The sequence below is a fragment of the Streptomyces sp. NBC_00400 genome, assembly GCF_036048035.1.
Taxonomy (GTDB): Bacteria; Actinomycetota; Actinomycetes; order Streptomycetales; family Streptomycetaceae; genus Streptomyces.
In genome coordinates this window covers 1,238,359-1,261,385 of sequence record NZ_CP107940.1, presented here as the reverse complement: position 1 = coordinate 1,261,385, position 23,027 = coordinate 1,238,359, and the positions used below count along the sequence as shown (strand labels likewise).

General features: G+C 70.8%; 22 protein-coding genes and 2 pseudogenes. 13 read left to right on the top strand and 11 right to left on the bottom strand.

Going from position 1 to position 23,027, the window contains the following annotated elements:
- Positions 1-26: 26 nt before the first annotated feature.
- Together OHS81_RS05610 and OHS81_RS05605 are read left to right on the top strand one after the other, a co-directional pair.
- Complete coding sequence (locus OHS81_RS05610; RefSeq protein WP_328383008.1) at positions 27-578, top strand: GNAT family N-acetyltransferase; 552 nt, start codon at positions 27-29, stop codon at positions 576-578.
- Between the two features lie 13 nt (positions 579-591).
- Positions 592-1,005, top strand: a complete 414-nt coding sequence (locus OHS81_RS05605; protein ID WP_328383006.1) for a glyoxalase superfamily protein — start codon at positions 592-594, stop codon at positions 1,003-1,005.
- On the opposite strand, the gene OHS81_RS05600 is transcribed toward OHS81_RS05605, so the two are convergent.
- Positions 986-1,321 carry a DUF6204 family protein gene (locus tag OHS81_RS05600; RefSeq protein ID WP_328383004.1) on the bottom strand — a complete coding sequence of 112 codons (336 nt, stop codon included), beginning with the start codon at positions 1,319-1,321 and terminating at the stop codon, positions 986-988. The genes OHS81_RS05605 and OHS81_RS05600 overlap by 20 nt on opposite strands.
- A 293-nt stretch (positions 1,322-1,614) precedes the next feature.
- Between OHS81_RS05600 and OHS81_RS05595 the strand changes: the two genes are divergently transcribed.
- Both OHS81_RS05595 and OHS81_RS05590 read left to right on the top strand, forming a co-directional pair.
- Positions 1,615-3,639, top strand: coding sequence for a DUF5107 domain-containing protein (locus OHS81_RS05595; protein ID WP_328383002.1), 2,025 nt, complete (start codon positions 1,615-1,617; stop codon positions 3,637-3,639).
- A 186-nt stretch (positions 3,640-3,825) separates the two neighbouring features.
- On the top strand, positions 3,826-4,749 hold the full coding sequence (locus tag OHS81_RS05590; protein WP_328383001.1) for an NADP-dependent oxidoreductase: 924 nt from the start codon (positions 3,826-3,828) through the stop codon (positions 4,747-4,749).
- A gap of 242 nt (positions 4,750-4,991) precedes the next feature.
- Here the strand turns inward: OHS81_RS05590 and OHS81_RS05585 are convergent, their stop codons facing one another.
- Complete coding sequence (locus tag OHS81_RS05585; RefSeq protein ID WP_328382999.1) at positions 4,992-5,792, bottom strand: alpha/beta fold hydrolase; 801 nt, start codon at positions 5,790-5,792, stop codon at positions 4,992-4,994.
- A gap of 146 nt (positions 5,793-5,938) precedes the next feature.
- On the opposite strand from OHS81_RS05585, the gene OHS81_RS05580 reads away from it, so the two are divergent.
- The 3 genes and pseudogenes from OHS81_RS05580 to OHS81_RS05570 all read left to right on the top strand — a co-directional run.
- On the top strand, positions 5,939-6,475 hold the full coding sequence (locus OHS81_RS05580) for a PadR family transcriptional regulator (protein WP_328382997.1): 537 nt from the start codon (positions 5,939-5,941) through the stop codon (positions 6,473-6,475).
- 18 nt (positions 6,476-6,493) lie between these two features.
- Complete coding sequence (locus OHS81_RS05575) at positions 6,494-6,868, top strand: LysE family transporter (protein ID WP_328382995.1); 375 nt, start codon at positions 6,494-6,496, stop codon at positions 6,866-6,868.
- Positions 6,847-7,047 (top strand): annotated as a pseudogene (locus OHS81_RS05570) (transposase); the annotation flags it as partial. The gene OHS81_RS05575 and the pseudogene OHS81_RS05570, both read left to right, overlap by 22 nt.
- A 97-nt stretch (positions 7,048-7,144) precedes the next feature.
- Here OHS81_RS05570 and OHS81_RS05565 read toward each other — a convergent pair.
- On the bottom strand, positions 7,145-8,140 hold the full coding sequence (locus OHS81_RS05565; protein ID WP_328382993.1) for a hypothetical protein: 996 nt from the start codon (positions 8,138-8,140) through the stop codon (positions 7,145-7,147).
- 763 nt (positions 8,141-8,903) lie between these two features.
- On the opposite strand from OHS81_RS05565, the gene OHS81_RS05560 reads away from it, so the two are divergent.
- A complete protein-coding gene (locus tag OHS81_RS05560; protein ID WP_328382991.1) occupies positions 8,904-9,338 on the top strand; it encodes a hypothetical protein in 435 nt (144 codons plus the stop codon).
- 194 nt (positions 9,339-9,532) lie between these two features.
- A pseudogene (locus OHS81_RS05555) lies at positions 9,533-9,910 on the top strand (transposase); the annotation flags it as partial.
- 40 nt (positions 9,911-9,950) lie between these two features.
- On the opposite strand, the gene OHS81_RS05550 reads toward OHS81_RS05555, so the two are convergent.
- The 4 genes from OHS81_RS05550 to OHS81_RS05535 all read right to left on the bottom strand — a co-directional run bounded on the left by OHS81_RS05550 (position 9,951) and on the right by OHS81_RS05535 (position 13,955).
- Positions 9,951-10,790: an IS5 family transposase gene (locus OHS81_RS05550; protein ID WP_328382990.1), complete on the bottom strand. Its 840-nt coding sequence runs from the start codon at positions 10,788-10,790 to the stop codon at positions 9,951-9,953.
- A 111-nt stretch (positions 10,791-10,901) separates the two neighbouring features.
- Positions 10,902-11,261, bottom strand: coding sequence for a VOC family protein (locus OHS81_RS05545; protein ID WP_328382989.1), 360 nt, complete (start codon positions 11,259-11,261; stop codon positions 10,902-10,904).
- 245 nt (positions 11,262-11,506) lie between these two features.
- Entirely contained in the window at positions 11,507-12,322 is an 816-nt protein-coding gene (locus OHS81_RS05540; RefSeq protein ID WP_328382988.1) for a class I SAM-dependent methyltransferase, read from the bottom strand.
- Positions 12,323-12,473: 151 nt separating this feature from the next.
- Complete coding sequence (locus OHS81_RS05535) at positions 12,474-13,955, bottom strand: bifunctional phosphatase PAP2/diacylglycerol kinase family protein (protein ID WP_328382986.1); 1,482 nt, start codon at positions 13,953-13,955, stop codon at positions 12,474-12,476.
- A gap of 288 nt (positions 13,956-14,243) precedes the next feature.
- Between OHS81_RS05535 and OHS81_RS05530 the strand changes: the two genes are divergently transcribed.
- Both OHS81_RS05530 and OHS81_RS05525 read left to right on the top strand, forming a co-directional pair.
- Positions 14,244-14,693 carry a GNAT family N-acetyltransferase gene (locus OHS81_RS05530; RefSeq protein WP_328382984.1) on the top strand — a complete coding sequence of 150 codons (450 nt, stop codon included), beginning with the start codon at positions 14,244-14,246 and terminating at the stop codon, positions 14,691-14,693.
- A gap of 149 nt (positions 14,694-14,842) precedes the next feature.
- Positions 14,843-16,057, top strand: coding sequence for an aminotransferase class I/II-fold pyridoxal phosphate-dependent enzyme (locus tag OHS81_RS05525; protein ID WP_328382982.1), 1,215 nt, complete (start codon positions 14,843-14,845; stop codon positions 16,055-16,057).
- A 91-nt stretch (positions 16,058-16,148) separates the two neighbouring features.
- Here the strand turns inward: OHS81_RS05525 and tsaD are convergent, their stop codons facing one another.
- Positions 16,149-17,222 carry a tRNA (adenosine(37)-N6)-threonylcarbamoyltransferase complex transferase subunit TsaD gene (gene tsaD, locus OHS81_RS05520; protein ID WP_328382980.1) on the bottom strand — a complete coding sequence of 358 codons (1,074 nt, stop codon included), beginning with the start codon at positions 17,220-17,222 and terminating at the stop codon, positions 16,149-16,151.
- A 318-nt stretch (positions 17,223-17,540) separates the two neighbouring features.
- Between tsaD and OHS81_RS05515 the strand changes: the two genes are divergently transcribed.
- The gene (locus tag OHS81_RS05515) at positions 17,541-18,956 is read left to right on the top strand and encodes an amino acid permease (RefSeq protein WP_328382978.1); all 1,416 of its coding nucleotides are present in this window, start codon (positions 17,541-17,543) and stop codon (positions 18,954-18,956) included.
- On the opposite strand, the gene OHS81_RS05510 is transcribed toward OHS81_RS05515, so the two are convergent.
- Positions 18,886-19,935, bottom strand: a complete 1,050-nt coding sequence (locus OHS81_RS05510; protein ID WP_328382976.1) for a fatty acid desaturase family protein — start codon at positions 19,933-19,935, stop codon at positions 18,886-18,888. The two genes, OHS81_RS05515 and OHS81_RS05510, sit on opposite strands and share 71 nt — an antisense overlap.
- Positions 19,936-20,076: 141 nt before the next feature.
- On the bottom strand, positions 20,077-20,736 hold the full coding sequence (locus OHS81_RS05505) for a GNAT family N-acetyltransferase (protein ID WP_328382974.1): 660 nt from the start codon (positions 20,734-20,736) through the stop codon (positions 20,077-20,079).
- Between the two features lie 253 nt (positions 20,737-20,989).
- Here OHS81_RS05505 and OHS81_RS05500 point away from each other — a divergent pair, with 253 nt between their 5' ends.
- Positions 20,990-21,643, top strand: a complete 654-nt coding sequence (locus OHS81_RS05500) for a M15 family metallopeptidase (protein WP_328382972.1) — start codon at positions 20,990-20,992, stop codon at positions 21,641-21,643.
- A gap of 76 nt (positions 21,644-21,719) precedes the next feature.
- Here OHS81_RS05500 and OHS81_RS05495 read toward each other — a convergent pair whose 3' ends face one another.
- Positions 21,720-22,757: a D-alanine--D-alanine ligase family protein gene (locus tag OHS81_RS05495; protein WP_328382971.1), complete on the bottom strand. Its 1,038-nt coding sequence runs from the start codon at positions 22,755-22,757 to the stop codon at positions 21,720-21,722.
- Positions 22,758-23,027: the final 270 nt, after the last annotated feature.

Below are 23,027 nucleotides of genomic sequence, written 5' to 3'. Positions count from 1 at the left end.
GCCCTCCCCCTCCGTACGATCCTCCGGTGACGACCAACGACCGCTACCTGGCACACGGCCCGCGGGTGGGCATCCGGCACTTCACCGCCGCCGACCGGGACGAGTTCACCGCGCTGGCCCGGCAGAGCGCGGAACTGCACCGTCCCTGGCTCTTCCCGCCGGCCGAGGACGCCGCCTACGACGCCTATCTGCTCCGGCTCCAGGAGCCGGAGCGCGAGGGCTTCTTGATCTGCGACCTCGCCGACGGGCGGATCGCCGGCTATCTGACGGTCAACAACATCGTGCACGGTGCCTTCCGTTGCGGTGCGATCGGCTACGGCGCCTTTGCACACGCCGCCGGGCGGGGGCTGATGAGCGAGGGGCTGCGGCTCGTCCTGCACCATGCCTTCGGGGAGATGGGGCTGCACCGGCTGGAGGTCAATGTCCAGCCCGCCAACGAGCGGTCGATCGCGCTGGTCAAGCGGGCCGGATTCCGGCTGGAGGGGTTCTCCCCGGACTTCCTCTTCATCGACGGCGCCTGGCGCGACCACGAGCGCTGGGCGATCACCGCCGAGATGGTCGCCGGGGAAACCGTGTGATTCCCTGTCCGCCATGGACATCGTCTTCCACCGCACCGTGCCGGTCTTCCGGATCTTCGACGTGGCCAAGGCCCATGAGTTCTATGTCGACTACCTCGGCTGCAGCATCGACTGGGAGCATCGCTTCGAGCCCGGTATGCCGCTCTACACCCAGGTCTCGCGCGGTGACCTCGTGCTGCACCTGTCGGAGCACCACGGCGATGCGACGCCCGGCTCCACGCTCTACACGGAGCTGAACGGGGTCCACGCGCTCCATGCCGAACTGTCCGCCAAGAGCTATCCGTACCTGCGGCCCGGCCTGGAGCAGGACGAGACCGGAACCTCGCTCACCCTGACCGACCCCTTCGGGAACCGGCTGCGCTTCAACGAACCGGGTACCGGCACGCAGCCGTCCGACGAGGCCTCCGCTAGCGGGACTTGCGGTTGATCTTCATCGTGTCCATGTTCGTGACCGTGGAGCGCAGTTCCCGATAGCCCAGGCCCGCGGCCTTCAGCGCCCGCTCCGCCTTGTCCTCGGCGAGCACAGCGGCCATCTCCTCGCCGTCCGCCGCGTCCGAGACGATGACATAGCGGTAGCTGAAGGCGTGCAGCGCACTGTCGTACGCCAGCGACCCCTCGGGCGTGAACTGCAACTGCGCCAGGCCGTGGTCGGCCACCTCGGCGAGCAGCTGCGCACGGGACTGTGCCGTCAGGCCGTCCCATGTGCCGCGGACGATGACTCGGTAGGTGTGCTGGGTCGCCATGAGCGCGGCCTTCCGTTCTGCTGTGTGGTGGTCTGTGTGTTGGTGAGTCGAGTAACAGGCTATTTCTGCGGATGTTCTGGGGCCTCCCCTTTTTCGGTGCGGTCGTGTGCCGGTCCCGGTATGGGCCGGACCGTGCCGCGGTGCTCCGTGCCGACCCCCTTGAGGTCCTCTTTGCGCAACCCTGACCTCACCCGGCCGCAAGAAGCCCTGTGCAGAGGGGTGATCACGCGGTTCCATGGTCAACAGGAGGCCGCCACAGCCGGGGTGGCCCGGTCCAGCATTGCGAGGCAGCCGTGGCCACGAGAGTGCGACGCACCACCCTGACCCTCCCCGCAGCCCCCCTCGGCCCCGACAACCCCCTTCCCGCGCTGCGCGGCGGCCAGGACCCGCACCGCATCGAGACCCGGGACGCCCACCTGCCCGCCGACATGGCACGGCAGATCGACGGTCCGCCGCTGCGCTCGATCCTGCCGACGCGGATGCGGGACGGCTACGGCCGCACCCGCCGTCCCACCGGCCTCGACGCGCTGGTCATCGAGAACGACCGGCTGCGCGCCACCGTCCTGCCCGGCCTCGGCGGCCGGGTGTACTCCCTGCACCACAAGCCCACCGGCCGCGAACTGCTGTACCGCAACCCGGTGTGGCAGCCCGCGGCCTTCGCCCTCAACGGCGCCTGGTTCTCCGGCGGCATCGAATGGAACATCGGCGCCCCCGGCCACACCACCCTCTCGTGTGCCCCGCTGCACGCCGCCCGTGTCCCGGCGCCGGACGGCGGGGAGATGCTGCGGCTGTGGGAGTGGGAACGGCTGCGCGACCTGCCCTTCCAGGTGGACCTGTGGCTGCCCGACGGCTCCGACTTCCTCCACGTGGGCGTCCGGATCCGTAACCCGCACCACCACACGGTCCCCGTCTACTGGTGGTCCAACACCGCCGTTCCCGAAGGCGAGGGCACCCGTGTCCTGGCCCCCGCCGAGGAAGCCTGGCACTTCGGCTACGAACGGTGCCTGCGCCGTGTTCCGGTACCCGGCTACGACGGCATCGACCGGACGTACCCGCTGCGCAGCGAGTTCCCCGCCGACTACTTCTACGAGGTGCCCGACGGCGCCCGCCGCTGGATCACCTCCCTCGACGCCGACGGCCGCGGCCTGGTGCAGACCTCCACCGACACCCTGCGCGGCCGCAAGCTCTTCCTGTGGGGCGCCGGCCGGGCCGGGCGGCGCTGGCAGCAGTGGCTCACCGAGCCGGGCACCGGCGGCTACGCCGAGATCCAGGCAGGCCTGGCCCGTACGCAACTGGAGCAGGTACCGCTCGACGCCGGTGGGGAGTTCGCCTGGCTGGAGGCCTACGGGCCGCTGGACGCCGACGCCGCGACCGTGCACGGCACGGACTGGGGCGCGGCCCGCCACGAGGTCGCGGCCCGGCTGGAAGCCGCCCTGCCGCGCGCGGACGTCGATGCCGCCTACGCCGCCTGGCTGCCGTACGCCGACCAGGAACCGAAGGAGCCGCTGGCCACCGGCTCCGGCTGGGGCGCACTGGAGGCCGCCCGCGCAGGTCTGGACCTGCCGGGTACGCCGTTCGACGCGGCAGCGCTGGGCGCGGAGCAGGAGGCCTGGCTGACGCTGCTCAGAACCGGGGACCTGCCGGCCGGCCGCCCGGTGCCCGGACCGGCGCTGGTCGGGCCGGCCTGGCGCGATCTGCTGGAGTCCGCCCCCTCGGGCGCGGCCACCGACTATCACCTGGGGCTCGCCCAGTGGCATGCCGGTGACCGCGCCCAGGCCGTCCGCAGCTGGGAGCGTGCGCTCGGGCACGGCGCCGGCGCCCTGCCGCTGTACTGCCTGGCCGTTGCCGAAGCGGAGGCGGGCGAGACCGCGCGCGCCGCCGACCGCTGTCTGCAGGCCTGCGACGAAGCGGTGCGGGCGGCAGCGGAGCCGGGCCCGGCCGCGCGGGACTGGCGGCCGGTGCGCTCGGCCCTCGTCCGGGAGGCGGTGCCCGTGCTGCTCGCGGCCGGCCGTACCGACGAGGCGGCGCGGCTGCTGGCGGACCTGCCGCAGTCCGGTCCGGCCGACGGCCGCTTCCGGTTGCTGACCGCGCAGGTGCTGCTCGCCCAGGGCCGGCCGGCCGAGGCCCGGGAGATCTTCGACGCCGGCTTCGAGATCGCCGCGCTGCGGGAGGGCGAGGAGGCGCCGGCCGATACCTGGTACGCCATCGCCGAGCGGCTGGTCGCGGGCGGCGGACCGGTCACCGAACAGGTCCGTGCCGAGGCCCGTTCCCGGCATCCGCTCCCGGAGCGGTACGAGTACCGGATGCGGCCGGTGTAGGCCGGGCAGTCGGTGTGGCCCCTTCAGCCGGTCCGGCCGGCCCGCTCGCCCGGGCCGGCTGAACCAGGCCCCGGGCTGAGGGCCCGTCACCGCTGCCGCACCCCGGTCGTCGCACCTCGCGTACGCCGATTCGGTGACCTTCCGCGACCCTGGAATGATCCCCGGTCGTCACGCGTTGTGACGGTCATGAAGGCAATCATCGCAAAGAGCTACGGCGGCCCCGAGGTCCTCGAATACACCGACCGCCCCGATCCGAAGGTGGGCCCGGACTCCTTCCTGATCCGGGTCAAGGCGGCCGGGGTCAACCCGGTGGACTGGAAGATCGTCGCCGGCTATCTGGACCCGATGATGGACGGGCACTTCCCGCTCGTTCCCGGGTGGGATGTGGCGGGCGTGGTCGAGGCGGTGGGCGCGGACGCCACGGAGTACGCGGTCGGCGACGAGGTCATCGGTTATGTGCGCAGGGACGAGGTGCAGCACGGCACCTACGCCGAGTTGGTCGCCGCGCCGGTCAGGACGCTGGCGCGCAAGCCCGCCTCGCTCAGCTGGCAGCAGGCCGCCGGGCTTCCGCTCGCCGGGCTGACGGCCTATCAGTCGCTCAAGCGGGTCGGTGTACAGGCGGGCGAGACGGTCCTGGTGCATGCCGCCGCGGGGGGTGTCGGCTCCCTCGCCGTCCAGATCGCGGTGGCACAGGGCGCCCGTGTCATCGGCACGGCGAGCGAGCGCAACCACGACTTCCTGCGCTCCCTGGGCGCCGAGCCGGTCACCTACGGTGACGGTCTCGCCGACCGGGTGCGGACCCTGGCGCCCGAAGGCGTCGACGCGGCCGTCGACTTCGTCGGCGGTGGCGTCGTGGAGGTCTCGCAGGAACTCCTCAAGGACCGCAGCCGGGTGGCGTCGATCGCCGACGGCGAGGTCAAGGACAAGGGCGGCCACATGGTGTGGGTGCGCCCGGACACCGCCGACCTGACCGCGCTCGGCGCACTCGCGGACGCCGGGAAGCTGAGTGTGCCGGTCGAGGCGATCCTCCCGCTGTCCGAGGCCGCCGAGGCGTTCCGGCGGAGCATGGCCGGGCGGGCCCGCGGCAAGATCGTCCTTGAGGTGTCCTGACCGCGGCCGGTGCGCAACCGCCGAGAGGCGCAGCGGGGCCGCCGCCCCCCGGGGCGGAGGCGGCGGCCCGCACCGCTGTGATGACGGCATGTCAGGGCCGTGACCGGGGGTCTTCGTCTGCGGCACCGATCGGGTGCCTGGGGGGCCAGCCACCGGAGTGGAAAGCCTTCCGGAATATCGGCAACTCGGTTCGATTTCTTGGGGTTCAGGGATTGCCGTTCCTGACCACCGGGATGGAGGCGTTACCCCGCCAAGGGGGCCGTGCGGTCCAGGAATTCCCTTACCGTCGCGCCCAGTTCCGCCTGGTGTGTGAGGTAGAAGTCGTGATGCCCGTCGATCGTCACGACTTCTGTGCCGGGCCGGCGGCGGACCATCTCCTCGGCGTCCCGGCGCGGCACGACCGCACTGCGTCCGCCCCGCACGACCATCAGCGGCTGCTCGACGGCGGTGAAGTCGCCCCACCAGTCGCCTCGGACGGCAACCTTGGCGGCATGCACTTCCTCCGCCCGCCACAGGAACCGCCACCCCTCCGGCTCCTCCACCGCGCTCTCGGTGAAGTGCCGGGGCTCGTCCACAAACGCGAGTGCGTCCAGCATCGCCCCCATGCTCGGGAAGTGTGTCGGCAGGGCGAGCAGCTGATCGTCGCCGACTGGTGCCCGGTACTCCGCCGGAAAGTCCATCACGACCACGGCCGAGACCAATTCCGGTCGCCTTGCGGCCAGTTGGTACGCGGTGATGCCGCCGAGCGAGTGTCCGACGACCGCAACGGGGCCGAGTCCGAGGTGTGCGACGAGCGCCGCCGCGTCGCCGATGTAGGCCTCCCGTCCGTGGTCGTCGGGGTGGTCGGAGAGGCCGTGGCCGCGCTGGTCGAGCGCGATGAGCCGGTATCCGGGTCCGAGGTGGCCGGCGAGCCCGAGCAGGGAGCGGCCGCGTCCATAGGCGCCGTGCAGTGCGAGGACGGGACGGCCGGTGCCGCCGAGGTCGAGGTAGGCGAGCTGTATGCCGTCCGGGGTGCGGAAGTACTGCGTGGTTGCCGTCGTCATAACTTTGACTCTAACAGAGGTACCTCTATTAGAGTCATCTCGATGAGAGATCTCTCTACTCGATGCATCTCTACTAGAGGCATAGCCCCTGACGTGGCTACTCTGGACAGCCACGACGACCGCGAAGCACGCACCTCGGAGGCCCGGTGCTCACCCTCTGCATCCTCGGATTCCTCGACGAGGAGCCCCTGCACGCCTACGATCTGCGCGCCCGCATCTCCGGCCTCAGCAGCCATGTGCGCCCCGTGAGCGACGGCGCTCTCTACCCCGCCATCAAGCGTCTGGAGGCCGCCGGGCACCTCACCCGTCACACCGAACCGGGTGAACGCGCCACACCCCGCCAGGTCCTCACCCTCACTACCTCCGGCCGAGCCGAATTCCTGCGCCGGCTGCGCGAACCCGCCGACCTCGAAATCACCGACCGCAACTCCTTCTTCGTCCTGCTGGCCTTCCTCGGCCGGCTGCCCGACCCGGCCGACCAGGCCCGCGTACTACGCCGCCGCCTCGCCTTCATGGACAAGCCCGGCAGCTACTTCTACGAGGACGGCCGCCCACTGCGCGCCCGCGACATGACCGACCGCTTCCGGCGCGGCATGCTCCAACTCGCCCACGCCACCAGCAAGGCCGACCGCGCCTGGCTGGAGCGGACCGTCGGGGAGCTGGCAGGTGAGATCTCGCCGTGACGGCTGCGGTAGTGGGCTTTGCGCTGTTCGCTGGGCGCGCAGGCGCTGTGGGCCCACCGGCGGTCGGGCGCGGTCGCCGAGTCCGGGGACGCGCCCTTGGCGGCGGGTGTTCCGGACCGTCCGGCCGCATACCTGGGGCCGGTACGCGCCTTCCGGCAGGGGCTGTTGAGCTGCCTGCTCAACCCCAAGGTCGGCATCTTCTTCGTGGCCGTGGTGCCGCAGTTCCTGCCCGACGGGTACTCGGTCCTGGGAGCGACGCTGTTCCTGGGGGCGATCGATGCCGCCATCGCGGCGGGCTGGCTGCTGCTGGTCGTCGTCTGCGCCGGCCGACTTCTGGAGCGGCTGCGGCGTCCCCGCGTACACCGCAACCTGATCTCACGATCAAGACCGTGAGCCGTCCCAAGGACGCCTCCGGATTCATCGTGCTGCCCCGCCGCTGGGTCGTGGAACAAACCTGGGCCTGGATGATGCACGCCCGCCGGCATGCGCGGGACTACGAACGGCTCGTCCAGCATTCCGAAACCTTGATCACTTGGGCGGCGATCACCCTCATGGCCAGGCGTCTCACCCGGGGCAGGAAGAATCCGAACCGCCTGCCCATCACCCCGCCCCAAGCGGCGCACACAGCCTGAAACATGCCTCGAACGTGGTGGCTGGCTGACGTGCGTTTCAGGCATCGCGTACATAGGCGGTCGGAGTTTGGCCGTTCTGCGCCTGCTGCGCCCGTTCAGCCATTATTCTCGCCAATACTTCCAGCCGTGATGTGGCGAAGGCCTGGTCGTCAGTGTCATAGCCTTCGATAAACACGACAACTGTGCCGACACGCAGAACTAGGCCGGCGCGACCGGGGCGCATACTGCTGGCGGGTTCTGCTACGGCCCAGAGTTCATCCCCGATTTCCGGCATCGGGACGCTGGCGCCCTCCTTCTCTGCCTGTCCGTCCGGGTCCCCCGACTTCTTCATGGCGCGGAGGAAGTCGCTGGCCTTGCCCGCGTCCGTGAAACCGAAGGCAATAAGGGACAGCCCGGCGTCCGGATCCCCCATCAGATAGCCGACGGCCTCGGTCGCGACCAACCCTGGAGCTTGCCTTACCGTCGGGTGCTCGGGCGGCTTGGGCCGTGTCCACTTTGCCGGCAGGCTCCCAGGGCCGGGGAGTACCTGACGCAGATCTGCGGCGCTCAGCGCCGTCACAGCTCTTTCCTGACCGGGGTCGCCCCCGGTGACCAGCCGTGTCCCGCCGTAGATTCCCAAGATGACCAGGGCGAGAAAGGCCAAGGCGGCACCGGCCAGGGACAGACGGACGTTGCGTGTGTTGTGGAACGTCACGGGCCCGAGGGCGATTGTCTGGTTACCCCGCATCGTTGTGCCGTCAATCGTGATGCTGCCAGAGGCCGAGCGTGAGGAGGTGGCAGGCGGGGGCTCTTCCAAGGCGGCGGAGATCTTCCGGGCGAACTCCGGGTCGGCCTCCAACTCGGCTCGCAGCACGGATCTGAGTGAGGCTGTCGCCTCCGGGCTTCCGGGCTGGTCGTCGACTGCCTGTACTGCCGAACGGCCACGTTCATCTGTCGCGAAGCGCTCGCGCACGATGTCTGATACCGCTTGTCCCACCCCGGTACCCACCGAAGTCAGAGCCCCGCCAGCCATCTGCGTGAAGATCTGAACCACTGTCTCAACCATCAGCACCCCCAACTGTGTTTGCAACAACGTCCATTGTTGCCGTGGGAAGGTCGCCCTGGTGCCAAATGACTCAGCCCGGCGCACCGTATGCCGCGGTATGAGACACCGCGAAAAACCACAGAGCCCGCCGGACTGCAAGCTGCCAGCCTGGACTGCGGACGAGTTCCGCACGAGGGGCACACATCCCGTCCGCCCGAGCCACGAGAAGCTCGGGCAGGACCTTGTCCTCATCGCCGGTGTCCGGCTCGGTGCTGTCCGTCTCCTCACCCGTCCATACCCCGACACAGCCATCGCGTCTCGACGGTTCGAGTTCAGAAACAGGTTCTGACCTTGTTCTTTAAGGTCCAGGTACTCGGTATGCATTGCGTCTGGAGGGGGTGTGCGGTCCTCGGGCCGCACATGTGGTGCCAGAGTCTCGACTGAGTTCGGCCACCCCGGGGTCTGCTCCGACTCAAACGTGAGAAGCAGACGTCCGCTCCTGGACTTCATCCTGTAGCGGACGCCGGAACCGGCTGCCATCGGTACGTCCTGTTGCGTTCTGGACAGCCGCCCCATGCCACTGGAAGATGGCGCGTACACGTGAGCCATGCCGGGGGAGGGCAACAGGGTGAGACCAGACGACATGGACGAGCCTGAGAGCAGGCGGCCCTGGGAACGTGCGTGGGCGAGTGGAGCCCAGGGGTCCGCTGGAATTGGTGGTCCGGGCCAGACCTGGGGGCCCGGACATCCTCCAGTACCTCCTGGGGCGCAGATGCCCGAGCCGGTCCGGCAGTTGCGTGTGCTGATGATGATCCTCGGTGCCATGCAGGCCGTACTCGGTCTTGCTCTGGTGACCAATAGCATTGCCGTCGCCACCTCAATCTGGGGCGAAGGCGACGCATCGACTCCGTGCTGTCAGACTCCGGGTGAGGCACGCGCGGGGCGAGTCGTCTTTGCCGGGATCCTCGTGCTGGCCGTGGCCGCGTGGGGCATCCTCACCGCCCTCAAGTTCCCGACCCGACACCCCAACCTGCGAGTCTCGGCCTTCGCATACGGCTGGACCGCCCTCCCTTTCGCCCCTGCGTTTTACCGGGTGATACCCATCCTCGGGGTGATTTGGCTAGTGCCCGCGATCTTGGCCCTCATCCGGCCTAACCAGCCGGAGAGCCGGGCCTGGTTCGACGGTCGAGCCGGATCTGCGCCTTGAATCGCAGACTCTTCGTTCTTTACGGCGATGTTGTGAGCTGCGGCATCACTGTGGTTGGTGGGCGTCGCTGCACCTCGAACGATGCCCCCGAACATGATCGACCGAACGGGGATTCCGGGGACGTGAACACAGCCTTCGCCTGATCCTGTGCTCCGACCAAGGACGCACCTGACCAGCGCGAAGGCCGTGGGAGATTGAGTCTGCTGCATCACGATGCCCAGCAGGAGCCGTTCGCGGTGGCGTCACACTTCCGGGACGACTTCTATGCGTGTCTGACCGCCCGCCGTGACGAGCTGTTCGAGCTGACCGACGCGTTGCTGTGTGCGGACGGGCCGGTGACAACGCCGGTGGACCTGACGCTCCTGGCCGAGCACCGCCGCGGGCGCGGCTCGTTGTACGACGCCCTCAGCCACGGGCGGATCGACGCCGGTCGGCTGCGGCGGACGCTGGCCGCGCTGCCCCAGCCCACGGCGGCCGACGGGCGGCTCGTGCTGGCCGTGGACGTGTCCAACTGGCTGGGGCCCGGCGCCGAGTGCAGCGCGGACAGGTTGTTCTGCCATACCAACGGCCGCGGCCGGGACCAGCACCTAAGGCCGACCGGCAAATGGATCACTAGAGGCGTCGGGTGGTGGGTCGGCCGTCCCAGCGGTAGCGGCTTGTTGCTCGGCGGATCAGCATGCGGAGGGTGACGAGGACGGCGGCGAGGTAGAGGTAGAAGTCCACGACGCTGCCACTCCTGTCCGTGCAGCGCCGCAGCTTGCCGTAGTCGTTCATCCACGAGTGCGTGCGCTCGACCACCCAGCGCTTGCCGGCCTGGATCGGGGCGGGCACTCCTTTGCACGCGATCTCAGCGGTGAATCCCAACTCGGCTATCAGCGCACGGGACTTGGCGCTGTCGTAGCCACGGTCGAGGTTGATGTTGACCGTCTGCGGCATTTCGCCGACCTGTGCTTTCGCTGCATCCAGGGTGGGGCCGAGCAGGGGCGAGTCGTGTCGGTTGGCTCCGTCGGAGACGATCCCGAGCGGGACACCGCAGGCATCGGAGGCGACCGAGCGTTTGAGCCCCTGCTTGCCCCGGTCCACCGGCGACCGCCCGGCCTTGTCACCGCCGGACGGGGCCTTGGTGACGCAGCCGTCGACCGAGATCTCGCTCAGCCCGAGGCCGATCATGCGGTCGTACGCCTCAAGTGCGAGGGCGTGGACCTTCTCGGATATCCCCAGTTCAGCCCACTGTCTGACGCGGCGTCGGTCGGAGCATCCGGGGCCGGCGATCCGTTCGTAGCCGGAGCCGTGGACCAGAGCGAGCACGATGTACTCGAAGACGGTGCGGTCCGGGATCCGTCGCCGGTGACAGCCCAGTGGATGCCTCTCGGCGTACCCGCTCCGCACGGGCAGGAGAGCGGCGAATTGGTCCCACAAGGGTTCCAGAAGGCATGATGGGACCGCAGGCACGAGCCCTCCGGGTGATCACTGAGCGTCAAGAACTCCATGATCACTCAAGGCTCGTGCCTACCTTTGTTCGGGCCCGTCTAGGCAGTCCTGCCCACCCATTTGCCGGTCGGTCTAAGCCTCGCCCTCCTGCTTCCGGTCGACGTACTCGAAGATCGAACCGTCCGGGTGGCGGGCGACCAGATTGCGGCCGATCGGTGTCGGCAGCGGACCGGCGACGATGTCCGCGCCGACGGCCGTCAGATCGGCCACCGCATCGTCGACATCCTTGACGGCGATGGTCGCTGTGATCTTCCGCAGCACCGACAACTCCGCTTCGGGGCCGCTCATCAGGAAGAAGCACCCGACGGCCGCGACCGCCACCCCGCCGCGCTGGAAACGGATCGCTTCCGCGCCGGTCAGCCGTTCGTAGACGCCGATCGCCGCATCGAGATCGCCGACGCACACCCGCAATGAGGTCCCCAGAATGTCCATACGGGCAACCCTAGTTGGGCGGCCCGCGGGTGCGCGATCACTTGGTCATCATCGACCGCTCCCCGTCGGGTCTTGTGGCAAGGAGGTGCCCCGGACGACGGGGCCTGACCCCTCCGGATCCCCGGACCCTCGCCTCCCCGGCCCCCGGATGCCCGGCCCCCGGATGCCCGGCCCCGGGAGCCCGGACACCGGCGGCAGGCCCCGGGGGACCCGTCACCCCGGGGCCGCCCCGGTCGTCCCGTTCGTCAGACGCGGCACAGGATCTCGCCGTGCAGGATGCCGAACCAGCCGTCCTCTTCGGCGCCCCACGCCCGCCAGGCCTGAGCGATCCGGTCCAGCTGCTCCGTGGTGGCGTGCCCGCCGTCCACCGCGATCCGCGCGTAGGAGGAGCCGACCGTACGCTCCGCCCACAGCTCGCTCCACCAGGAGCGTTCCTGCGGGGTGTGGTAACACCAGGTGCCGGCGGTGGCGGTGATCGCTTCCGGGGCGAAACCGGCCTGCCGTGCCCAGGCGTGCAGCCGGCGTCCGGCGTCCGGTTCGCCTCCGTTGGCGCGGGCCACCCGCAGATACAGCCGCAGCCAGTCGGCCATCCCGTCGACCTCCGGGTACCAGGTCATGGCCGAGTAGTCCGAATCCCGGACGGCGACGATCCCGCCGGGCTTGGTGACCCGGCGCATCTCGCGCAGCGCCTGGACGGGGTCGCCCACGTGCTGCAGTACCTGGTGGGCGTGCACCACGCAGAAGGTGTCATCGGGGTAGTCCAGTGCGTGGACATCGCCGACCGCGAAGCGGACGTTCGTCAGGCCCCGGTCGGCGGCCGTGGCGCGGGCCTGCCGCAGTACGTCCGGTGCTTGCTCCAGGCCGGTGACCTGACCGTCCGGCACCAGGGCCGCCAGGTCGGCGGTGATGGTGCCGGGGCCGCAGCCGACGTCCAGGATCTGCATGTGCGGCTGCAGCGCATCCCGGAGGTATCCGGCCGAATTGTCGACGGTGCGCCAGGTGTGGGAGCGCAGTACGGACTCGTGGTGGCCGTGGGTGTAGACGGCGGATTCCTGCGGCATGACCGGCTCCTTCGCATGCGGGGGAGCGGTGGCCGGGGTGCGCACGGCATCCCGGCCACCGCCTGGCGGCCGCACGTACCCCGCGCGGCCGCTCTGCGGCGTGGTGATCACACCGTACGCCGCAATCTCGCATCATGAGAGTGGGGTCTTACTATTCGGGCAGCAGCCGGTAGACGGTCAGTGCTTCGTTCTGCTTGTCCAGCGTCAACTCGGCCGGGGCCGGGGCCACTTCACCGTCGAAGGCCAGTGTCGTGCCCTCCGGGAGCCCGCTGATCCGCAGCCGCGACAGACGCGCCTCGCCGAGCACCGGAGAGCTGCGCGGGGTGCCCAGCAGGGCCGCGGCGAGCAGCCGGGTGCGGGCCAGCCGGCCACCGTGCACCACCCGTACGTCGAGCACCCCGTCCGCCAGGTCGTGCCGGCGCACCGGAGCGAACCCCAGCCCCCGGTATTGAGAGTTTCCGGCGAACAGCAGCCACACGGCCCGCCGCTCGCCATTGACCGTGAGGGTCAGCGGCTCGGCGGTGCGCAGCACCTCCCACGCCGCGAGGACTCCGGCGGGCCAGGCGCCGATCTTCCCGGCCCACCGTTCCCGGATCCGCACCAGCTCCGGATACGCGCCGATCGAGAAGGTGTTGAGGAAGTGCCGCGCCTCCGGATGCGGCCCGGCCCGGAAGCGCGCCACGTCCACCGCGACGGCCTCACCGGTCTCCACGGCGCGTGCCGCCGCCGCATAGGTTTCGATCCCGAGGTCGTACGCGAAGTGGTTCAGGGTGCCGCCGGGCAGCACCGCGAGCGGCAGCCCGTGCCGGAGCGCGACCTCCGCGGCGGCATTGACCGTGCCGTCCCCGCCGAGCACCCCCAGCGCACCGCCCAGCGCCTTGGCCCGCTCCGCGGCATCTTCCAGGGCCTTGTCCAGCGGCTCCCCGTCCGGCCCGCTGCACACCGTCACCTCGGCCTGCGGCAGTACCCCGTGCACCTCCTCGGCGCGGTCCGGTCCGGGGCCCGTGCGCTGCCCCGAGCGCTGGTTCGCCACCACGACCAGACCCCGGCCGCCCGGCAGCGCGGGCGCCTCGGCGCGCGGTCTGGCGGGCGGCGCCAGCTGGGCGCGGGTCGGCGCGAAGCCGCGGACCGCAAACGCCGCACCGGCCCCCAGCGCGGCACCCGCCAGCACATCACCCGGATAGTGCACGCCCGTATAGACGCGGGAGAACGCCACCGAGGCGGCGACCGGCGCCAGCGCCAGGCCCCACCACTTGTTCTCGAAGGCCACACCGGTCGCGAAGGCCACCGCCGAGGCCGCGTGCCCGGACGGGAACGAGGAGGTGACGGGCTGACGGTGCAGCTGCCGTATGACCGGCACCGCGTCCAGCAGCGGTCGCTGGCGCCGCACCGAGCCCTTGCCGAGGGTATTCACCGTCGCCGACGCCACGGCCAGCGACGCCACTCCGCGCAGCGCCGCCCGGCGCATCGGCCGGCCGCCCAGTGCGGCCGCGCCGGCCGCGATGCCGAACCACAGCAGTCCGTGGTTGGCGCTGCGGGTCAGCCGGGGCAGGACCCGCTGTGCGCCCGGCCATTCGCGGGAGGCAATGAGGTGGAAGGTCCGCCGGTCGAGTTGGGGAAGTAGCGATCGCATGCGCCCTCTTGTACCCCAGACTCGCCGCAACAGGCAGGAAGGGGCTGCTGGGGGGCGGTGCGCGGCGTTGCGGGGCGGTGCGCGGCCGTGGCGGGGCGGTGGGCGGTGCCGCGCGCAGACCGGGCTGCCGTGCCCCGGCCGCGCCTGCCCCGGCCGCGCCTGGCCCCGGCCGTCTCTGCCCCGGCCACCGTGGGCCCCGGCCTCCCCAGCCCCGGCCATCCGTGCTTCGCTGTCGGGATGATCAGGAAACAGCGATGATCAGGAAACAGCGATGATCCGGAAGCGGCGATGATCAGGAACCGGCGCGACACCGACCTCGACGCCTGTGTGGCGCTGCTGGCCGAGGTGCACACCCACAGCGGCTATCCGCACCACTGGCCGGACGATCCGGCGCGCTGGCTGACCCCCGACGGACTGACCGCCGCCTGGGTCGCCGAGACCGACGGTACGGTCGTCGGCCACGCGGCGCTGTGCGGCCACGAGGTCAGCCGGCTGTGCGTCGCACCCGCCGCCCGCGGCGCGGGCCTCGGCGGACGGCTGCTGCGCACCGTCGAGACGGCGGCGGCCGCCCGTGGACTGCGCCCCGTACTGGAGGTCAAGGCCACCGACACCGCGGCCATCGGCCTCTACGAACGGCTGGGCTGGATCCGCCGTGCCACCGAGCGGCAGGAGTGGGACGGCGGTGAGGTGGTCACGGTGCATCGCTACGAGTCCGCCGCGGCGCGCCCGGCGCAGTGAGCGCGGGTCCCGCCCCGCGCTGACGTGTCGCCCCGCCGCCACCCCCGCGATCTGCCAAGGTGGACGGGGCCGCCCCAGGGGATGTCTTGGGGTTTCCCTCGGGCGAGAGGGGCCCACGATCGCCCCGCCGTCGTGGAGTGGAGGTACGGATGCAGCGGACCGCCCCGGATCCGCAGCGGGAGCCGGACCCGGATCCGCCGGTGGGCCTGCCGGTCCTGCCGGCGCTCGCCGCGTACCTCTCCGCGGCGGCGGACCGCACCGAAGCCGAGCCGCCCGGCGGCAGCGCGCCACTGCGCACCGCCGCCTGCGGCTACTGGGAACGCCGCGGCCTGGTCACCACCCCCGACCGGATCCTCGCCGCCCCCGGGGCGCCGGCCCTGCTCCTCGCGCTGTACGCCGCGACGGACGGGGCGGTGGTGCTGCCGCGGCCCTGCTCCGAGTGGTACGCGCCGCCCGCCCGGCAGCTCGGGCGGCCGGTGCACCTCGCGCCCGTACCGGCGGAATCGGGCGGCGTGCCCGACCCGTTCGCGCTGCTGGAGACCGTCCGCCGGGCCCGGATGCACGGCGACAGCCCGCGTGTCCTGGTCCTGTCCGTCGCCGACGATCCGACCGGCACCTGCCCCGCGCCCGAGCAACTGCACGAGGTCTGTGAAGCGGCCGCGCAGGAAGGGCTGTGGATCATCAGTGACGAGACGCGCCGCGATCTGCTGCACGATCCGCATGACACCGTGCTGCTCAGCCCCGCCGAGATGCTGCCCGGCGAGGTCGTGGTGCTCACCGACCTGCGGGCCACGCTGGTCCCCGACTCCTGGCCGGCCGCGCTGGCCCGCTTCCCCGGCACCGACCGCGGAGCCGTCCTGCGGGCCGCCGCACTGGACGCGCTCACCGCGGTCCCGGTGCCCATTCCCGGGCCGGTCGGCTGTGCCGTCACGTATGCGCTCGGCGAACCCGACGAGGTGCGTGCCCGTACGGCCACCGCCGCCCGGGTGTACGGCATGCTCGCCGCGGCGCTCCACCACACCGTCACCGAGGCCGGCGCCCTCTGCCGCCCGCCGCACTCCGGCAGCCATCTCTACGCCGACCTCGAACCGCTGCGCCGGCCGATGGCGGCCCGCGGGACCGTGGAATCCCGTGCGCTGGAGCGGAAGTTGGCCCCCTGGGGAGCGCGCGGCGGACACCGTTTCGGCGACGCGCCGGGCGCCCTGCGGGTACGCCTCGGCGTCGAGGCGCTGCTCGGCGCCGACCGGGAGCTGCGGCAACGCGTCCTGGCCGCGCCGGACCCGCTGGAACTCCCGCACGTCACCCAGGCGTTGACCGCCCTGTCGCGGGCGCTGGCCGGACTCACGACGTCCGCGGACGGCTGATCACTACGGTGTCCCGCCCGCACGGCTCCCGCCCCTCCGCCGCCCGCTGGATCCCGCCGGATGTGCCCCCCCCGGATCCGGTCCGTACTGGTCAGGCGGATACGTTCACGGCGGCGGTGCGGGCGACCGGGTGCAGTGCGGCGTACTCCAGGGGCGCCGACGGATCGATCGAGACATCCAGCGGGGCCGGTGCGGCGCCCGCCCGGACCAGCAGATCCCCGATGGCGGCGATCATCGCGCCGTTGTCGGTGCACAGCCGCAGCGGCGGCACCCGCAGGGTGATCCCGGCGGCGGCGCAGCGCTCCTCCGCCAGGCTCCGGACGCGGGAGTTGGCGGCAACCCCGCCCACCACGACGAGGGTGCCGACGCCGTGGGCGGTGCAGGCGGCCACCGCCTTGCGGGTCAGGACATCGGCGACCGCCTCCTGCAGCCCGGCCGCTCCGTCGGCCACCGGCAGGGCCTGGCCGCGGTTCCGCTCCGCCCATCGTGCGGCGGCGGTCTTCAGCCCCGAGAACGAGAAGCCGTACGGATCATCACGCGGCCCGGTCAGCGGACGGGGAAACCGCACGGCACCCGCGTCGCCCTCGCGCGCCGTCCGGTCGATGGCCGGCCCGCCGGGGTAGGGGAGTCCGAAGACCCGGGCGACCTTGTCGAAGCACTCGCCGGCGGCGTCGTCCAAGGTGTCGCCGAGGTGCACGATCGGATCGCGGGCCAGGTCGCGGACGAGCAGCAGCGAGGTGTGGCCGCCGGAGACGATCAGCACCACACAGGGGTCGGGCAGCGGACCGTGCTCCAGGGTGTCGGCCGCGACATGGCCCGCCAGGTGGTGCACCCCGTACAGCGGCACGTCCAGCGCGTACGCCAGGCTCTTCGCCCCCGCCAGCCCGACCTGGAGCGCACCGGAAAGCCCCGGCCCGGTCGTCACCGCGACCGCCCCGACCTCGGACATCCGCAGCCCGGCCTCCTCCAGCGCCCGGTGCACCACCGGGGTGAACGAGTGGACATGGGCGCGGGCGGCGATCTCCGGCACCACGCCGCCGAACCGGGCGTGCTCGCCCATGCTCGACGCCACGGCGTGGCCCAGGAGCTGCCCGTCCCGCACCAGGCCGGCGCCCGTCTCGTCACAGGACGACTCGATGCCCAGCACGACGGGTGTCCCACGCATGCCGTTCTCCTCTCGCACACTGCGGCCGAGGTAATTGCACAGTGATGGTTATTGCACACCATACGCAATAAATGGGCCTGCCGAGGGAATCCTGTCGTTCACCCACGAGACCGCAGATCTTTCACCAGCAGGCCCCAGTGGCGGGAGTATTCACGGCGATTTTGAAGCGTGCCGCCGATCCGGTGACCATGTGCACCAGTCCGGCGCACCGGACGGCCCGGCACGACGAGAGATGCGCCCCACATGCACCGCAGCCCTGCCGCTCAGCACCCCGAGACCGGCTCTGACCTGCACACTCAAGCCAAGTCACCGTTTCGGATGAGCTTGTTCACCGCCACCTGTCTGGTGATGGGAAACATCATCGGTGGCGGCATCTTTCTACTGCCGGCTTCGGTCGCCCCGTTCGGTACCGTCAGCCTGGTCGCCTTCGGCGCACTGACCATCGGCGCCCTCGCACTCGCCCTGGTCTTCGGGCGGCTCGCCGAGCGCCACCCGGACACCGGAGGCCCCTACGTCTACGCGCGCGAGGCGTTCGGCGACTTCGCCGGATTCCTCTCCGCCTGGTCGTACTGGACCATGACCTGGGTCAGCAACGCGGCGCTCGCGGTCGCCATCGTCGGCTACGTCCACGTCCTCCTCCCCGGCCACCCCTCCCGCGGCGCCGACCTCGCGATCGCACTCGGCGCGCTCTGGCTGCCGGCCGTCGCCAACTTCGCCGGCACCCGCTACGTCGGCCTGGTCCAGACGATCTCCACCGTCCTCAAGTTCATCCCGCTCCTCTTCATCGCCGTCGTCGGCCTGTTCTTCTTCGACCCGGCCAACCTCGGCCCGTTCCACGAAGGCAGCGGCAGCGCGGCCGGCGGAATGTCCGCGGCCGCCGCGATCCTCCTCTACTCCTACGTGGGTGTGGAGTCCGCCGCGATGAGCGCGGGCGAGGTCTGCGACCCGGAGCGGAACGTCGGCCGGGCCACCGTCCTCGGCACCATCGGCTCCGCCGTCGTCTACCTCCTGGGCACCGTCGCCGTCTTCGGCACCGTCGCCCACGACAAGCTGGTGAAGTCCCAGGCGCCGTTCTCCGACGCGGTGAACGCCATGTTCGGCGGACACTGGGGCGGCACGGTCGTCGCGCTCGCCGCCGTCGTCTCGATCATCGGCGCTCTCAACGGCTGGACCCTGATGAGCGCCCAGTCCCCGTACGCCGCCGCCAAGGACGGGCTGTTCCCCGCGCCGTTCCTGACCAAGCGGCGCGGTGTCCCGACCTTCGGCGTCCTGGCCGCCGGTGTGCTGGCCAGCGCCCTCACGGTGATCAACTACCTCATCGGGTCCGGCGGCGTGTTCGAGATCCTTGTCCTGATCACCACCTTCTCGGCGACCGTCCCCTACCTCCTCGCCGCCGGCGCCCAGGTCTACTTCCTGCTCACCGGCCGCCGCGACCAGGTCCGCCCCGCCCGCTTCGCCCGCGATCTGACCCTCGCCCTGGCCGCCTTCGGCTTCACCTTCTGGCTCGTCGCCGGCGCCGGCTACGCCGCGATCTACCAGGGTGTGCTCTTCCTGTTCGCCGGCATCCTGGTCTACGCCTTCATGGCGGCCCGGCGTACGGCACGACAGGCGGAGACCGCGGCCACGACGGCCACAACTGCTCCCACCGCCACGACCGCTGTGCCTACACCCGCGGACTCCGAAGAGGTTCCCCCGCCCGCCGCAAGTGCCGCAGTGCCTCCGCGTACGACCTGATCAGCCCGGTCTCGTGGTACGGGACCCCGATCTCGGTGCAGTAGGCACGCACGATCTTCTGGGCACGGCGCAGATGCGGCGTCGGCATGCTGGGGAAGAGGTGGTGCTCGATCTGGTAGTTGAGCCCGCCGAGAAGGAAGTCGGTCATCACCCCGCCCCGGATATTGCGCGAGGTCAGCACCTGACGACGCAGGAAGTCCGGCCGTGCGTCACCCGTCAGCGTCGGCATCCCCTTGTGGTTGGGCGCAAAGGTGGACCCCAGATACACACCGAAGACGGCCTGGTGGACGAGGAGGAAGGCCAGCGCCTTACCGGGTGACAGCACCAGGAACAGCGCGGCGAGATACAGGCCGATATGCGTCAGCAGCAGCGCTGCCTCGCTGCCCCAGTGCTTCATGGTGGGCGACCGCAGCGCGCGGATGCTCGCCACCCGCAGATTGAACCCTTCCAGCGTCAGCAACGGGAAGAACAACTGCGCCTGATAACGGCCGATGAAGCGGGGCAGCCCCGTGGCGGCCCGCGCCTGGTCCTGCGACCACACCAGGATGTCCGGCGCGACATCCGGGTCCAGCTCCTCATGGTTGGGGTTGGCGTGATGCCGGGTGTGCTTGTCCATCCACCAGCCGTACGACATCCCCACACCCAGGTTGCCGAACAGCCGCCCACCGACTCCACTGGGCCGACGCCGACGGAACACCTGCATATGCGCCACATCATGGGTGACCAGCGCCATCTGCCCGAAGACGAACGCCAGGAACACGGCCACGGCCAGTTGCCACCAACTGTCGCCCAGCGCGATGAACACCACCCAGCCCCCGGCGAATGCCGCGCTCACGGCCGACAGCCGCACCGCGTAGTACCCGGGCCGGCGCTTCAACAGCCCGGCCGCGACGATGCGCCGCGACAGCCGCGCAAAGTCGCTGCCGACGGGTGCTCCCGCATCGGCCGGCGGGGAAGGGGTCTCAAGACTCGTCGTCATACGGACGAGTCTTCTGGCACCGCGCCCGCCCCGACAGCCGGTCCGCCCCCCGTCCGGGGAGCCGGTCCGCCCCCCGCGTCGAGGGCCGGTCCGCCCCCGCGTCGAGGGCCGGTCCACCCCCGGTCCGGCGGGGGGTTACCACTACCGGACGGCCAGCCCCACTCCCTGACCGACTCCTAGTCGCACACTCAACTGACCGCCGATCTCCCGGAATCCGAGCGCGGCAGCCACCCGCCGGGAGGCCGCGGGACGCGCACGCCACTGCGGCAACAGTCCGGCGCCAAGCGCGTGGGCCACCGCCTCGGAGGCCACCTGCCGCGCCAGACCGTGCCCTCTCCGTTGTGGAGCAGTCAGCACACACAGGTGCGCGGTCGACGCCGGCCACCTCCGGTATCCCGCGGCAGCCACGACCTCGGGGCCGTCGCGCACCACGAACACCGGGGAGTCGATCTCGTCGATGCCGCTCTCGCCTGCATCTTCCGGTCCCACCAACCCTGCCAGCGCCCGAAGGCCATCATGGCCCGGCGGCAAGCAGCCGACCGCCGTCCCACCGAACTCAGGGCGGAAGTCGTCCATCGAGAGGTACGCCAGCGAGGCGGGGCCGAGCACGTCGACCACCGGCAGCAGCGCCCGGAGCGTGCCGGGGCGCATCAGGGACTCAACCGGCGTGTCCACCACCGCACGACGGAACAGCAGCGCCTGAGCCTCGTCCGGCACCGTGATCACCGCGGCATCGCCCAGCCTCACGATTCCCGTCCAGGCGGCCGGGCACAGCCGAGACTCGGCAGAGACAGCGATCACGGAGCCTCCGTCCGACGGGAACGACACAGGCGCCTCCGCCAACTGCTCCCAGAGGCCCCGCGCACGGGCCGGTAAGTCATCGGTCATGACCCGATCCTGCCACTCACCGATCGTTTCAGTGCGAGGCGCAGGGGCATCTCAAGTGGAGAATTCTGCAGGTGAGTTGGAGCAGGACAGGGTGGTGCGTCCGGTGCCTGCTCCTGATCGGGCGGTTGAGCGGACGTCGTCGAGGCCGGTGCGCAATGATCAGTCCATGACCGAGATCGTCTTGATGTCAGATCCGAAGATTGCAGCCATACCGGTGAAGGACTGCAACGAACCACTCCTCGATGTCCGACGTCAGGATCCCTTCCCCGTCGACACGCGTGAGCAAGACGATGCCGGGGCCTTCGCGTATGTGCGCGAAGGTGTCTTGAACCGCCTTCTCGATGCCCGGGAGCTCCTGCCGGACGGCGTCCGGTTGCTGTTCATCGAGGGGTACCGGCCGCCTGCGGTGCAACGTTTCTACTTCGAGCGGTATGCCGAAAGGCTCCGGAACGACAACCCCGGCTGGCCCTCGGAACAGGTTCGTGCTGCCGCAAGCCGGTTCGTGTCTCCCCCGGAGATCGCCCCGCACAGCGCCGGCGCTGCCGTCGACGTGACTCTCGTCGCCGCCGATGGCCGGGAACTTGATATGGGGACGCCGGTGGATGCCGGCCCGGAAGTGAGTGAGGGCGCCTGTTATACCGCCGCACGCAACATCAGTTCGGAGGCGCGTGGGAACCGGCAGATCCTCACCGAGGCCCTGACCGCAGCGGGCATGGTCAACTACCCGACCGAGTGGTGGCATTGGTCCTACGGCGATCGCTACTGGGCACTCGCTACCGGCGTCGGCCACGCCATCTACGGACCGCGGGAGCTTGGCTGACGCTCCGGAGACCGGCACTCACGCGGGGGGCCCGTCCCATGCGGGGTTGCCCCGTCCGTGCGGACACGGTCCGTGCTCAGCGGACCGCGAGGTCGAGGATGCGCTGGACCAGGTCGGGGTAGGTCCAGCCGGCCCCGGTGGCCGCGAGCGGCAACAGGCTCGTTGCCGTCAGGCCGGGGAGCGCGTTCACTTCGAGGCACATCGGCTCGCCACCTGTATCGCAGCGGAAGTCGGTGCGCGAGTAGGAGTCGCCGTCGAATCCCAGCGCCCGGTGCGCGTGCAGGGCCAGCTCCTGCAGCCGGGACGCGAAGGCCGCCGGGACCCGCGCAGGGCACACCTCGCTCACCGCTCCCGGCTGGTACTTGGCGGCGTAGTCCCACACCGGAGTCGTCAGCTCGATCTCGACCACCGGAAGCACCTGATCACCGACCACGGCCACAGTGAACTCGCGCCCCGGCAGGAACGGCTCCACCAGCAGCTCGACCCCACGGGAGCGCACCTCGGAAGCAACCTGGCCCAGTTGCGACAGCGAGTCGACCCGGTGCACCGACACACTCGACCCGTCCGCTGCCGGCTTTGCCACCACCGGACCCGCCGCAACCAGTCGTTCCACGTTCTCGGGCACGTCTCCGTCCCCGGGCCGCCACAGTGCCCGTTCGACCACGGGCAGCCCCACCGCGCCGAGTACCGCCTGTGCCCGGCCCTTGTGCCAGGCCGCCGCACACGCCGCGCTGCCCGCACCGGTGAACGGGATGCCCGCCATTTCCAGCAGCGTCTGCACATGCCCGTCTTCACCCCAGCCACCGTGCAGCGCCAGGAATACGGCCTCCGCTCCGCGCAGGAGATCAAGGACCGGACCGCCCGTCAGGGCCGCGTACATGCGCCGCCGCCACTGCTGCTGATCGGAGAGGGACGGTGGTTCCTTCGCGACGCTGATTGCGTCGACCGTGTCACCAGGGTGCAGCGGTCCAGCCAGGACCGGCACCGCTGCGGCCGGATCGACCAGCACCACCTCGTGACCCCGCTCAAGCAATGCCTGGGCAACCGACCAGCCCGAGGCCAGCGAAACATCCCGCTCGGAGCTCTCTCCACCACATAAAATCACTACGCGCATATGCGCGATTCTGCCGCACCGCTGCCGCACCGCTGTCGCCCGCGCTCCCGCATTCGGCGGGCACCCCCCCCAGTTCTCCGCCGGCAGGGACGCCCCAAGACGGCGCGCAGGAACTGGCGCCGTCGATCCCGGGTTCTGGATCCCTGAGGTGTCTGTCTGCGGGCACGTCAGGGACCCGGCTCTCATCGACAGCGGGCACTCATACCCGCCCGATGTGTGGCAGGCAATGCGGGTCCTCCGGCCCGCGACGGACCAGGCTCTCCGTCGCCG

Bases quoted from the DNA above. Each gene is read 5' to 3' on its own strand.
- OHS81_RS05590 (WP_328383001.1), top strand. From the start codon at position 3,826: ATGAAGGCAATCATCGCAAAGAGCTACGGCGGCCCCGAGGTCCTCGAA.
- OHS81_RS05605 (WP_328383006.1), top strand. From the start codon at position 592: ATGGACATCGTCTTCCACCGCACCGTGCCGGTCTTCCGGATCTTCGAC.
- OHS81_RS05510 (WP_328382976.1), bottom strand. From the start codon at position 19,935: ATGACGACGAGTCTTGAGACCCCTTCCCCGCCGGCCGATGCGGGAGCA.
- OHS81_RS05585 (WP_328382999.1), bottom strand. From the start codon at position 5,792: ATGACGACGGCAACCACGCAGTACTTCCGCACCCCGGACGGCATACAG.
- OHS81_RS05545 (WP_328382989.1), bottom strand. From the start codon at position 11,261: ATGGACATTCTGGGGACCTCATTGCGGGTGTGCGTCGGCGATCTCGAT.
- OHS81_RS05530 (WP_328382984.1), top strand. From the start codon at position 14,244: ATGATCAGGAACCGGCGCGACACCGACCTCGACGCCTGTGTGGCGCTG.
- OHS81_RS05515 (WP_328382978.1), top strand. From the start codon at position 17,541: ATGAGCTTGTTCACCGCCACCTGTCTGGTGATGGGAAACATCATCGGT.
- OHS81_RS05600 (WP_328383004.1), bottom strand. From the start codon at position 1,321: ATGGCGACCCAGCACACCTACCGAGTCATCGTCCGCGGCACATGGGAC.
- OHS81_RS05525 (WP_328382982.1), top strand. From the start codon at position 14,843: ATGCAGCGGACCGCCCCGGATCCGCAGCGGGAGCCGGACCCGGATCCG.
- tsaD (WP_328382980.1), bottom strand. From the start codon at position 17,222: ATGCGTGGGACACCCGTCGTGCTGGGCATCGAGTCGTCCTGTGACGAG.
- OHS81_RS05495 (WP_328382971.1), bottom strand. From the start codon at position 22,757: ATGCGCGTAGTGATTTTATGTGGTGGAGAGAGCTCCGAGCGGGATGTT.
- OHS81_RS05560 (WP_328382991.1), top strand. From the start codon at position 8,904: ATGCCCGAGCCGGTCCGGCAGTTGCGTGTGCTGATGATGATCCTCGGT.
- OHS81_RS05535 (WP_328382986.1), bottom strand. From the start codon at position 13,955: ATGCGATCGCTACTTCCCCAACTCGACCGGCGGACCTTCCACCTCATT.
- OHS81_RS05500 (WP_328382972.1), top strand. From the start codon at position 20,990: ATGACCGAGATCGTCTTGATGTCAGATCCGAAGATTGCAGCCATACCG.
- OHS81_RS05540 (WP_328382988.1), bottom strand. From the start codon at position 12,322: ATGCCGCAGGAATCCGCCGTCTACACCCACGGCCACCACGAGTCCGTA.